This window comes from Bradyrhizobium sp. WCU1 (genome assembly GCF_053474805.1).
On record NZ_CM130280.1, the window covers coordinates 4,893,942 to 4,906,283 of the forward strand.

Below are 12,342 nucleotides of genomic sequence, written 5' to 3' on the forward strand. Positions count from 1 at the left end.
GATCACGAACAAATCATCCATCGGCGCTGGAAGGCGCCGATGCGTTCGGCTACGGCATCACGAGATCGCCCCTAATTGCTGGATCGTCTGAGATGCACATGAAAACCCTGTCTTATCTTGTCGTCGCCGCGACCGTCGCGTTCGGTGCCTCGAACGCGCTGGCGCAGTCGGCCGCCGAGCCGGCCTACGGACCGGAACTGCAGGGTTTCGACTATCCCTATCCGGTCGAGCATTATCGTTTCAGCTCGCAGGGGCAGGAGCTCGACATGGCCTATCTCGACGTCAAGCCTTCGACGCCGAACGGCCAGACCGCGGTGCTGCTGCACGGCAAGAATTTCTGCGCCGCGACCTGGGACGGCACCATCAAGGCGCTCAGCGGCGCCGGCTATCGCGTGATCGCGCCGGACCAGATCGGCTTCTGCAAATCCAGTAAGCCGGAACGCTACCAGTTCACCTTCCAGCAACTCGCCAGCAACAGCCGCGCGCTGCTCGCCTCGCTCGGGATCGAGCATTCGATCATGGTCGGCCACTCGACCGGCGGCATGCTCGCGATCCGCTACGCGCTGATGTATCCGGACGCCACCGACCGCCTGGTGCTGGTCGATCCGATCGGCCTCGAAGACTGGAAGGTCAAGGGCGTGCCGTGGCTCAGCCTCGACGGCTGGATGCAGCGCGAGACCCGCGTCACCGCCGACAGCATCCGCGCCTATGAGCGCGCGACCTACTATGCCGACACCTGGGATCCGTCCTACGAGGTGTGGGTGCAGATGCTGGCGGGCATGTATCGCGGCGAGGGCCGCGCCGCCGTGGCGTCGAGCTCGGCGCGGCTCTACGACATGATTGCGACCCAGCCGGTGTTCTACGAATTCGAGCGGATCGCGCCGCCGACGCTGCTCGTGATCGGCGACAAGGACACCACAGCGATCGCCAAGGACACCGCGCCGCCGGAGATCCGCAAGACGCTCGGCAATTATCCGGTGCTCGGCAAGGAAGCCGCGAAGCGGATCCCGCATATCCAGCTGATCGAATTCCCGGATCTCGGCCATTCGCCGCAGATCCAGGCGCCCGCGCGCTTCCACGCGGCGCTGCTCGGCTGGCTGCAGCATCCGGAGACCGGCGCGACGCTGGTCAAGTAAGGGACGACAGGATTTAAGTCGATTCAGCGCCTCGCTTGGCGCGCTCCTGCGCCCTCGCATGCACCGGTGACGACCGCCGCGCGCCGGGGCCCGGATGCACATGGACGCTCTTCGCGCTCAGCGGCTCGCCGCATTCCGAGCAGACCATGACCGGATCGAACATCTTCTTGCAGCTCTTGTGTTCGTGCAGCATCGGCCGGCCGCGCGCGTCGACCATGTGGACGTTGCCCCAGTGCACGATCGACATGATGATCGGATAGAGATCGAGCCCCTTCTGCGTCAGGATGTACTCGTAGCGCTTCGGCGCCTCGGAATAGGGAATCTTGCGCAGCACGCCGAACCGCACCAGCTTCTTCAGCCGGTCGGCGAGCAGATGCCGGGTGATCCCGAGCGAGGCCTGGAAGTCATCGAACCTGCGGATGCGCAGGAAACATTCGCGCAGGATCAGCAGGCTCCAGCGGTCGCCGATCACGGCGACCGTGCGGGCAAGCGAGCATGGCTCCTCCTCGAGTGCATCCCATTTCATCGGCGTCTCCTGCACACTGCAACGATATCGCAAACCAAATTCTAAAACAGAACTGACGTTGTTTCAATAGGATGCTTCCAAAGTGGCCGCCTGTCGCGCATTGGATGACAAATATCATATTGACAGTTCTAAAATAGAACTTATGGTTCGGGCCACGATCAACCGGTGGCGACGGACGAGCGCTGCGCATCGAAGGGAAGGGCGTTCCATGGCTGCTCCGCTCAAGGTCGAATTCCACTTCGATTTCGGAAGTCCGAACGCCTATCTCGCCGAGCTTGCGCTGCCTGGGATCGAGAAGCGCACCGGCGTCAAGTTCGACTATGTCCCGGTGCTGCTCGGCGGCGTCTACAAGGCGACCGGCAACATGTCGCCCGGCGAGTCCCTGCGCGGCATCAAGAACAAGCCCGAATACAACGCGCTCGAAACCGAGCGCTTCCTGCGCCGCCACAACATCACGACGTTCAAGTCGAACCCGTTCTTCCCGGTCAACACGCTGATGCTGATGCGCGGCGTCGTCGCCGCCGATTTCGAGGGCCTGTTCGAGCCTTATTTCCGCGCTGCCTATCACCACATGTGGTCCGAGCCCAAGAAGATGGACGATCCGCAGGTGTTCCGCGAAGCGTTCCTGTCCTCGGGCCTCGACATCGATCGCATCATCGCCCGCGCGCAGCAGGACGAGGTGAAGAAGAAGCTGATCGAGAACACCAGCAATGCCGTGGCTCGCGGCTCGTTCGGGTCACCGACCTTCTTTGTCGGCGACGAGATATTCTTCGGCAAGGACCGTTTGCGCGAGGTCGAGGACGAGATCGTGGCGCAGCTGGCTGCCGGGCGGCGCAGGACCGCCTGAGCAGGAAATTCCTCAACACAACAAATCAAGCCCGAAGGGCTGCGACAGGGAGGTTTCAGTGCCGGCGTCGATCCAGATTGTCGAAGGAAGTGTGGAAGGCCTGCCGAACCGGATCCATGAGGTGATCGATTATCACGTCGCGGCGACGCCGGATCACCCGGCGCTGATCGACGACAGTACGCGCCTGACCTATCGCGAGCTCGATGGGGCAGTCAGTCGCGTCGCCGACGCCTTGCAGGCGCTGGGTATCCGCCCCGGCGACCGCATGATGATCGTGAGCGAGAATTCGATCCCGCTCGCCTGCCTGCTGCTGGCGGCGAGCCGGCTCGATGTCTGGTCGATCGTGGTCAATCCCCGACTGTCGCCCCGTGAGCTCGACCAGATCAGGGATCACAGCGGCGCCCGCCGCGTGTTGCTGACCGCCGAGGTGTCGCAGGAAGCTGCCGCCCATGCCGCGCGCTATGAGGCTGTCGTGCAGGATGTCGGCCCGCTCCACGGCGTCGCCGTCACCAGCTTGAACCTGGCAACGATTGCCGAGCCGGTCGAGGCCGATGGCGCCGACCAGGTCGCGGTCCTCATCTATACGTCCGGCACCACGGGCACGCCAAAAGGCGTGATGCTGACGCACCGCAATCTCCTGTTCAGCGCCCGGGGCACCGCGGGCTTCCGCAAGATGACGGCCGATGACGTGCAGTATTGCGTGCTGCCGATCTCGCATATCGTCGGCATCTCGCTGCTGACGATGACCTTGATGGTCGGCGCCACCGTGCGCCTGGTCGCCAAATACGATCCGGCGGCGCTGGTCAAGGCGATGACTGAAGAGGGCATCACGATCCTGAATGGCGTGCCAGCGACCTATCAGCGCCTGCTCGAATATCGCCGCAACGCGGGTCTGCCGAAGCTCGATCGCGGCCGGTTGCGCGTGATCTCGGTGGCCGGCGCGCCGCTCGACCTCGAGCTCAAGACCCGGGTCGAGCAGGAGCTCGGCCTGCCGTTGCTCAACGGCTATGGCATCACCGAATGCTCGCCCGGCATCTCCGGCGTCCGGCCCGACAATCCGCGCTCCGACCACGCCGTCGGCGCAGTCATGCCGGGCCTCGAAGCAAAGCTGGTCGACCGCGATCTCAAGCCGGTCGCTGACGGGGAGGTCGGCGAGCTCCACGTCCGCGGACCGAACGTGATGCGTGGCTATTACCGTGCGCCCGATCTGACCGCCAAGGCGATCGACCCCGACGGCTGGTTCAATACCGGCGATCTGGCCCGCTTCCAGGATGGCGTCCTCTACATCGTCGGGCGCACCAAGGAGATGATCATCCGTTCCGGGTTCAACGTCTATCCGGCCGAGATCGAGGCGGTGCTGAGCACGCATGACGCTGTTGTGCAGTGCGCCGTGGTCGGCCGGCCGGTCGAGGGCAATGAGGAGGTCGTCGCCTTCGTGCAGCTGATCAAGGGCTCGACGGCAACTGTGGCGGACCTGATGGCCCATGTTGCCCCGCAACTCACCTCGTACAAGCGCCCGTCGGAGATTATCCTGATGGACGCGCTGCCCGCGACATCGACGGGCAAGCTGTTGAAGCACAAGCTGGCGGAATCGCTGCGCAGCTGAGGCTGCCGGCGTCGGAGCAAGACAGTTCACACAAACAGAACCGGAGTACACCATGCAGAAGAGAAACAAGACGGTTGCCGTCATTGGTGCCGGTGATTTCATCGGCGGCGAGATCGCCAAGAAGTTCGCTTCCGAGGGCTTCACGATCTTCGCCGGCCGCCGCAACGGCGACAAGCTCGCGCCGCTGGTCAAGGAGATCGAGGCGGCCGGCGGCGAGATCCATGCGCGCTCGCTCGATGCGCGCAAGGAGGAAGAGATCACCGCCTTCCTCAACGACGCCGACAAGCATGCGCCGCTCGAGGTCTGCATCTTCAACATCGGCGCCAACGTCAATTTCCCGATCCTCGAGACCACGGAGCGCGTGTTCCGCAAGGTTTGGGAAATGGCCTGCTACTCTGGCTTCCTGGCCGGGCGCGAGGCGGCGCGGCTGATGACGGCGCGCGGCGAGGGCAACATCTTTTTCACCGGCGCCACCGCCTCGCTGCGCGGGAGCAGCGGCTATGCCGCCTTTGCCAGCGCCAAGTTCGGCCTGCGTGCGGTGGCGCAGGCGATGGCGCGCGAGCTCGGACCGAAGAACATCCATGTCGCGCATCTGATCATCGATTCCGGCGTCGATACCGAATGGGTGCGGCAGCGCCGCATCGAGGCGCTCGGTCCGAACGCGCTCGACAATCCCGATCTGCTGATGCCGCCGGCCTCGGTCGCCGCGTCATATTGGCAGCTCTACCAGCAGCCGAAGAGCGCCTGGACCTTCGAACTCGAAATCCGGCCCTTCGGCGAGAAGTGGTAAGGAGCAGGTCCGATGGAGCTCGCGCTATCCCCTGAAGATGCGGCGTTTCGCGACGAGGTTCGCGCCTTCATCAAGGACAATTATCCGGCGGAGATGCGCGTCGCCAATCCGGAGACCGATCTCTCCAAGGAGCAGATGTTGTTGTGGCATCGCATCCTGCACAAGAAGGGCTGGATCGCGCCGCTCTGGCCGAAGGAATATGGCGGGCCGGGTTGGTCGATCACCCGCCGTTTCATCTTCGAGCAGGAGACGACACGCGCCGGCACCATGCCGCCGCTGGCATTCAGCGTCACCATGGTCGGCCCGGTCATCTACACTTTCGGCAATGCGACGCAGAAGGCGAAGTTCCTGCCGCGGATTCTCTCCGGCGAGGACTGGTGGTGCCAGGGCTATTCGGAGCCGGGCTCCGGCTCCGATCTCGCCACCGTTCGCACCAAAGCGGTGCGCGATGGCGACCACTACATCGTCAACGGCCACAAGACCTGGACCACGCTGGCGCAGCACGCCGACTGGATCTTCTGCCTGGTCCGGACCGATCCCGCCGCCAAGCCGCAATCCGGCATCTCGTTCCTGCTGATCGACATGAAATCGCCGGGCGTCACCGTGCGTCCGATCATCACCATCGACGGCTCGCACGAGGTCAACGACGTTTTCCTGGAGAACGTCCGGGTCCCCGCCGAGAACCTGATCGGCGAGGAGAATAAGGGCTGGACCTACGCCAAGTTCCTGCTCGGCAATGAGCGCACCAGCATGGCCGGCATCGGCCGCTCGACGCGGTATCTCAACCTGCTGAAGACAATCGTGAAGGCCGAGATCCCGGAAGACGATCCGGCGCATCTGGAATTCATCCGGGACATCGCCCGCGTCGAGCTCGACGTGCTGGCGCTCGAGGCGACCGAGCTTCGCGTCGTCGCCCAGATGGCCCGCGGCATCGATCCGGGGCCTGCGGCCTCGCTGTTCAAGATCCGCGGCACCGAGATCTTCCAGAATATCACCGAGCTCACGCATCGGGCGATCGGCAATTACGGGCTTGCGATCCGCGAGCATCCGGTCAGCGCCAATCACTTCATGCCAGGCCCGGACTACGGCCATACGGCGTCGGAGAAATATCTCAACTCGCGCAAGCTTTCGATCTACGGCGGATCGAACGAGATCCAGCGCAACATCATCGCCAAGGCGGTGCTTGGTCTCTAGCTACAAGGCAACGAGGATCGGATGGATATACAGTTCACGGAAGAGCAGGAATTGTTGCGGTCCAGCGTGCAGCGGATGCTACGCGACCAGTATGATTTCGACGCCCGCCGCAAGATCGTTGCGAGCGAGGAGGGGCTTGGCCGCAGGCAATGGGATGAATTCGCCGAGCTCGGCCTGCTCGCCGCGCCGTTCTCGGAAGCCGTCGGCGGGCTCAGCGGCGGGCCGCTGTCGACCATGATCATCATGCACGAGTTCGGCCGGCATCTCGTGGTCGAACCGTTCGTCGAGACGGTCGTGGTGGCCGGCAGCCTGATCGAGCGGGCGGGTTCCGAGGCGCAGAAGCAGGCCTACATCGCCGATATCATTGCGGGATCGAAGCTCTGGACGCTGGCCTGGACCGAGAAGGGCTCGCGCTTCGATCTCGCGACCGTCACCACGACCGCGCGACGGTATGGCGACGACTATGTGCTCACCGGGGAGAAGACGGCGGTCGTGGCTGCGCCATGGGCGGATCATCTCGTCGTTTCTGCCCGCACCTCGGGCCATCGTCATGATCGCGGCGGCGTCAGCCTGTTCGTGGTCGATCGCCGTGCCGCCAATCTCGATCTAACCAGCTTCAAGACGATCGACGGACGCCGTGCCGCCGAGATCAGCCTGCGCGGCGTGCGTGGAGAATTGCTCGGCAAGGAAGGCGAGGGCGTCGCCGCGCTGGAAGCCTGCCGCAACCGCGCGATCGGTGCGCTCTGTGCCGAGGCGGTCGGCGCGATCGGCGAGCTGAACGACGCGACACTGGAATATTCCAAGACGCGCAAGCAGTTCGGCGTCACGATCGGCAGCTTCCAGGTGCTGCAGCACCGGATGGTCGACATGTTCATCGCGCATCAGGAGGCGCTGTCGCTGATGCAGCATCTGTCGCTCAGCCTCAGCGAGGGTGAGGCCGGCCTCTCGCGGCTGGCTTCGGGCGCCAAGTCCAAGATCGGCTATGCCGGCAAGTTCGTGGCAGATCAGGCGGTGCAACTGCACGGCGGCATGGGCATGACCGACGAGCTGAACGTCGGTCATTATTTCAAGCGGATTTCCTCCATCAACATCCAGTTCGGCGATCCCGCCTATCACGTGCTGCGCTATGCGCAGCTCGACGCGGCCGCTTAAAGCCAGAGAGGCAAGCATGTCACAAGATGCAGTCATCGTTTCCACCGCGCGTACCGGCGTCGGCAAGGCCTATCGGGGCGCGCTCAACAACACCGACGGCCCGACCCTGGCCGGCCATGTGATGGCGGAAGCGGTGAAGCGCGCCGGCATAGCGCCCGGCGAGGTCGAGGACGTGGTGATGGGCTGCGCCATGCAGCAGGGCACCATGGTGATGAACGTCGCGCGCAAGGGCGCGATCCGCGCCGGACTTCCAGTCACCGTCGCCGGCACCACGATCGACCGGCAATGCGCTTCCGGCCTGCAGGCGATCGCGGTTGCGGCGCGCTCGGTGATGCTTGACGGCGTCGAGATCGCGATCGGCGGCGGCATCGAGTCGATCAGTCTGGTGCAGAACGAGCACATGAACCGGTTCCACGCCGTCGACGACGAGCTGATGGCGATGAAGCCCGAGATGTACATGTCGATGCTGGAGACGGCGGAGGTCGTCGCCGAGCGTTACGGGATCGGCCGCGACAAGCAGGACGAGTACAGCCTGGAATGCCAGCGGCGGGTCGGCGCCGCGCTGCAGGGCGGCCGCTTCAACGACGAGATCGTGCCGATCACAACCAGAATGGCCGTGGTCAACAAGGACACCAAGGAAGTCAGCTATCAGCAGGTGACTCTGGCCAAGGATGAAGGTCCACGTCCGGACACCACCGCGGACGGCCTGGCAAAAATCAAGCCGGTGTTCGAGGGCAAGACCATCAGCGCCGGCAATGCCAGCCAGCTCTCCGACGGTGCCTCGGCCTGCGTGATCATGAGCGACAGGATCGCTGCGCAGAAAGGGCTGAAGCCGCTCGGCATCTTCCGTGGTTTCGTTGCCGCCGGCGTCGAGCCGGACGAGATGGGCGTCGGCCCGGTTGCCGCGATCCCGCGGCTGTTGAAGCGGCATAATCTGAAGATCGACGACATCGATCTCTGGGAGCTCAACGAGGCCTATGCGGTGCAGGTGATCTATTGCCGCGACAAGCTCGGCATCGATCCTGAGAAGCTGAACGTCAACGGCGGCTCGATTGCGATCGGCCATCCCTACGGCATGACTGGCGCTCGGCTCACCGGTCACCTGCTGATCGAGGGCCGCCGGCGCAAGGCCAAATACGGTGTCGTGACCATGTGCATCGGCGGCGGCATGGGCGCGGCCGGTCTGTTCGAGATCGTCCACTGATCGGAAACGCGGGAGAGACTTGTGAAGACAGCAATCACTGAACTATTCGGTATCCAGCATCCGATCATCCAGGGCGGCATGCATTATGTCGGCTTCGCCGAGATGGCGGCCGCGGTGTCCAACGCCGGCGGCCTCGGCATCATCACCGGCCTGACCCAGCGGACGCCGGAGCTGCTGGCCAAGGAGATCGCGCGCTGCCGCGACATGACTGACAAGCCGATCGGCGTCAACCTGACCTTCCTGCCGAGCTTCACCGCGCCGCCCTATCCGGAATATATCGCGGCGATCCGCGAGGGGGGCGTCAAGGCGGTGGAGACCGCGGGCCGCAGCCCGGAGCAGTACATGCCGGCGCTGAAGGCGGCGGGCATCAAGGTGATCCACAAATGCACCTCGGTGCGGCACTCGCTGAAGGCCGAGAAGATCGGCTGCGATGCGGTCAGCGTCGACGGCTTCGAGTGCGGCGGCCATCCCGGCGAGGACGACATCCCGAACATGATCCTGCTGCCGCGCGCGGCTGACGAGCTGAAGATCCCGTTCGTGGCTTCGGGCGGCATGGCGGATGCGCGCAGCCTCGTTGCCGCGCTGTCGATGGGGGCGTCCGGCATGAACATGGGCACGCGCTTCATTGCGACCAAGGAAGCGCCTGTTCATCCCAACGTGAAGCAGGCGCTGCTCGATGCAGACGAGCTCGACACGCGGCTTGTGATGCGCGCGCTACGCAACACCGAGCGGGTGCTGAAGAACAAGGGCGTCGATGAGCTGCTCGAGATCGAGCGCGAGAAGGGCGCCAGGCTCAAGATCGAGGACATCCACGAGCAGGTCGCCGGCGTCTACCCGAAGGTGATGATCGACGGCGAGATGGATGCGGGGGCCTGGAGCTGCGGCATGGTGGTCGGCCTGATCCACGACATCCCGACCGTCAAGGAGCTGATCGATCGCATCATGACAGAGGCCGAGCAGATCATCCGGCAGCGCCTGACCGGCTTCCTCGACGGCAAGTTCGAAACCAAGCCGGCGCGCGCGGTCGCCTGAAGGAGAGTGCCATGACGGAGCATGTCAAGGTTGAGATCGCCGCGGGCGTGATGACGCTGACGCTGCAGCGGCCGGAGAAGAAGAACGCGCTCACCGGCGGCATGTATGACGCGATGTCGAACGCGTTGAAGCAGGCCGAGGCGGATCCGTCGGTCCGCGTCATCCTGTTCCAGGGCGACGGCGACAGCTTCACCGCCGGCAACGACCTTGCGGATTTCGCCAGCCAGGCCCGCGGCGAGAGCGCTGTCGATAGCCCGGCGCACCGCTTCATCGACACCATCAGCAAGGCCGGCAAGCCGATTGTCGCGGCCGTGCAGGGCAATGCCGTCGGCGTCGGCACCACCATGCTGCTGCATTGCGACCTGGTCTATCTCGCCGAGACCGCACGGCTGATCACGCCGTTCGTCAATCTCGCGCTGGTGCCCGAGGCGGCGTCGAGCTGGCTGCTGCCGCTCAGGATCGGGCACGCGCGTGCCTATGCGATGTTCGCGCTCGGCGAGCCGATGGACGCGCAGGGCGCGCAGGCATCGGGCCTTGCCAATGCCGTGGTGCCGCAGGCTGATCTGCGCAAGAAAGCCCATGATGCGGCGATCGCGCTGACCAAGCGGCCGGCCGGCTCGCTCAGCATGACCAAGGCGCTGATGCGCGAGCAGCAGCGGATCGCGGCGCAGATCGCCGAGGAAGGCGTGCTGTTCAAGCAGCGGCTGACGACGCCCGAGGCCCGCGAGGCCTTTGCCGCCTTCGCCGAACGGCGTCAGCCTGACTTCAGCAAGCTGTCGGCCTGAAGCCGTCAGGAGTTCACGGGTAGATCGAGGGAGCGGCAAGCATGCAAATCGTCGGCAGCCATCAATATCCCACCATGGAAACCGTGATCTACGGCAAACCGGCAGCCGAGGCGCTGCGCGAGGAGGCCGAGCGGCTCGGCGCCAAGCGCGTCTACCTGATCGCCAGCCGGACGCTGAACACCACCACCGACGAGATCGAGAAGATCCGCAACGGACTCGGCGATCGCCATGCGGCGACCTTCGACGGCGTGCCGCAGCACACTACGCGGGACGTGGTGACGCTGATCGCGCGGCAGGCCAGCGAAGCCAGGGCCGATTTGGTCGTCGCGATCGGCGGCGGCTCGGTGGTCGATGCGGCGAAGATCGTGCTGATGTGCATCGAGCATGAGATCTTCGAGCCGGCGGGGCTCGACGGCTTCGAGACCACGCCGGATCGCCGCTTCGGGGCGTTCCGCAACCCGAAGGTCCGGATGATCGCGATCCCCAGCACGCTGTCGGGCGGCGAGTACAATTCAGGTGCGCTGGTCACCGACACCAGCCGCAAGCTGAAGCAGATATTCAACCATCCGATGATGATGCCGCGCAGCATCATCCTCGATCCGGCGATGACGCGATATACGCCGGAGAAGCTCTGGCTCGGTTCGGGCACCCGCGCGATGGATCACGGCATCGAGGCGATCTGCTCGAGCCGGCCCAACGTGCTGGTCGATGCGGTGTGCCAGCAGGGCCTGCGCTATCTGCATCATGGCTTGCTGCGCACCAAGTCCAATCCCGACGACGAGGCGGCGCGGCTGAGCTGCCAGCTGGGCTCGTGGTTGTCGGCGTTCGGATTGCAGTCGCGGGTGCCGATGGGCGCCAGCCACGCCATCGGCCATGTGCTCGGCGGCACTTGCGACGTCCCGCATTACTTCTGCACGGCTGTCATGATGCCGAGCGTGCTGCGCTACAACCGTCCCGCGACGGAAACAGCCCAGCAGGCGATCGCCGCCGCGCTCGGTGCGCCGGGGCGCGACGCGAGCGAGGCGTTCGCCGGCTTCATCGCGGAGCTCGGCCTGCCGCGGCGGCTCGCCGATGTCGGTGTCGGTGAAGACCGCTTCGAACTGATCGGCCGGAACGCGATGCTGTCGATCTTCACCCGCGCCAACCCGCAGCCGATCCGCGAGCCCGCCGACGTCGTCAAGATCCTGAAGCTCGCCGCCTGAGGCGAGAGCACCTGGAGCAGCCGCCATGGCCGCCTTGCGCATCTTCTCCTATCTGCCGAACCCGCGGGTTTGGAAGGCAACCATCGCGGCGCGGTTCTGCGGCGTCGACGTCGAGGTCAGGGGCGCCTCCGGCAAGGAGTTGCGGGACTGGCTGTGGGACTACGATGCGCATCCCCTGACCGAGCAGGAGCGCACCGCGATGTCGGCGCTCGCGCGGACCGGGAAGGTCGGGCTGACTGGCGCGCAGCTGTTCAAGACCGATGCGTTCATGGCGGCGCAGCCGTTCGGCAATGTGCCGGCCGCGTTCGGACCTGACGGCAAGGTCGGGATCTTCGAATCCAACAGCATCATGCGGGCGGTGGCGCGGCTCGGCGAAGCCAAGTTCCCGCTCTACGGGCGCGACGCCTATGAGGCGTCGAGGATCGACAGCTTCCTCGATGTCAGCCTGGTGTTTGCGCGGGATTCGCAGATCTATCTGCTCGCGCTGTCCGGCGGCACGGTCGACGCGGCGATTCATGCCCGCGCCAGGGATGCGTTCGCGATTTATGCTTCGGGGATCGAGCAGGCCCTGTCACCACGGCGCGAGACGCTGGTCGGGGACGGCATCTCGCTTGCCGACATCTGCTTTGCCGCCGAGCTCGCGCTGTTCATGAACGAGTACGGGCGGAGCGAGCAATTGGACAGGCAGGGATTGACCAGGATCCTGCATCCCGGGGTGCAGGATGGGTATCCGCTGATGTTCGCTCACTTTGCCCGGCTGGTGGAACACGCGTATTTTGCGCCGGACCTCAAGCCCTATGTCGAGAAGCTGCGGTCGAAGGCCGCTGCCTGACCATGAAACCTTTGGCCGCGAGCGCGGAGGGATGAT

General features: G+C 64.8%; 12 protein-coding genes. 11 read left to right on the forward strand and 1 reads right to left on the reverse strand.

From position 1 onward, the window contains the following. The first annotated feature begins 92 nt into the window (after positions 1 to 92). Complete coding sequence (locus ACTUWL_RS22675) at positions 93 to 1,136, forward strand: alpha/beta fold hydrolase (protein WP_021077098.1); 1,044 nt, start codon at positions 93 to 95, stop codon at positions 1,134 to 1,136. Between the two features lie 13 nt (positions 1,137 to 1,149). Here ACTUWL_RS22675 and ACTUWL_RS22680 read toward each other — a convergent pair whose 3' ends face one another. Then, positions 1,150 to 1,662, reverse strand: coding sequence for a winged helix-turn-helix transcriptional regulator (locus ACTUWL_RS22680; protein WP_021077099.1), 513 nt, complete (start codon positions 1,660 to 1,662; stop codon positions 1,150 to 1,152). Positions 1,663 to 1,870: 208 nt separating this feature from the next. On the opposite strand from ACTUWL_RS22680, the gene ACTUWL_RS22685 reads away from it, so the two are divergent. From ACTUWL_RS22685 to ACTUWL_RS22730, 10 genes are read left to right on the forward strand one after another with little or no spacing between them, the layout of a single operon-like run. Further along, complete coding sequence (locus tag ACTUWL_RS22685; RefSeq protein ID WP_021077100.1) at positions 1,871 to 2,509, forward strand: 2-hydroxychromene-2-carboxylate isomerase; 639 nt, start codon at positions 1,871 to 1,873, stop codon at positions 2,507 to 2,509. Positions 2,510 to 2,567: 58 nt separating this feature from the next. Continuing rightward, positions 2,568 to 4,115, forward strand: coding sequence for a class I adenylate-forming enzyme family protein (locus ACTUWL_RS22690; RefSeq protein ID WP_021077101.1), 1,548 nt, complete (start codon positions 2,568 to 2,570; stop codon positions 4,113 to 4,115). 52 nt (positions 4,116 to 4,167) lie between these two features. Then, complete coding sequence (locus tag ACTUWL_RS22695; protein WP_021077102.1) at positions 4,168 to 4,905, forward strand: SDR family oxidoreductase; 738 nt, start codon at positions 4,168 to 4,170, stop codon at positions 4,903 to 4,905. A gap of 12 nt (positions 4,906 to 4,917) precedes the next feature. Beyond that, positions 4,918 to 6,099 carry an acyl-CoA dehydrogenase family protein gene (locus ACTUWL_RS22700; RefSeq protein ID WP_021077103.1) on the forward strand — a complete coding sequence of 394 codons (1,182 nt, stop codon included), beginning with the start codon at positions 4,918 to 4,920 and terminating at the stop codon, positions 6,097 to 6,099. Between the two features lie 21 nt (positions 6,100 to 6,120). Further along, positions 6,121 to 7,251, forward strand: a complete 1,131-nt coding sequence (locus ACTUWL_RS22705) for an acyl-CoA dehydrogenase family protein (RefSeq protein WP_021077104.1) — start codon at positions 6,121 to 6,123, stop codon at positions 7,249 to 7,251. 16 nt (positions 7,252 to 7,267) lie between these two features. After that, on the forward strand, positions 7,268 to 8,455 hold the full coding sequence (locus tag ACTUWL_RS22710) for an acetyl-CoA C-acyltransferase (protein ID WP_021077105.1): 1,188 nt from the start codon (positions 7,268 to 7,270) through the stop codon (positions 8,453 to 8,455). A gap of 21 nt (positions 8,456 to 8,476) precedes the next feature. After that, entirely contained in the window at positions 8,477 to 9,487 is a 1,011-nt protein-coding gene (locus ACTUWL_RS22715; RefSeq protein WP_021077106.1) for an NAD(P)H-dependent flavin oxidoreductase, read from the forward strand. An 11-nt stretch (positions 9,488 to 9,498) separates the two neighbouring features. Continuing rightward, positions 9,499 to 10,272, forward strand: coding sequence for an enoyl-CoA hydratase-related protein (locus ACTUWL_RS22720; RefSeq protein WP_021077107.1), 774 nt, complete (start codon positions 9,499 to 9,501; stop codon positions 10,270 to 10,272). Between the two features lie 41 nt (positions 10,273 to 10,313). Next, a complete protein-coding gene (locus tag ACTUWL_RS22725; RefSeq protein ID WP_021077108.1) occupies positions 10,314 to 11,474 on the forward strand; it encodes an iron-containing alcohol dehydrogenase in 1,161 nt (386 codons plus the stop codon). A 25-nt stretch (positions 11,475 to 11,499) separates the two neighbouring features. Next, the gene (locus tag ACTUWL_RS22730) at positions 11,500 to 12,306 is read left to right on the forward strand and encodes a hypothetical protein (RefSeq protein WP_021077109.1); all 807 of its coding nucleotides are present in this window, start codon (positions 11,500 to 11,502) and stop codon (positions 12,304 to 12,306) included. Positions 12,307 to 12,342 lie beyond the last annotated feature (36 nt).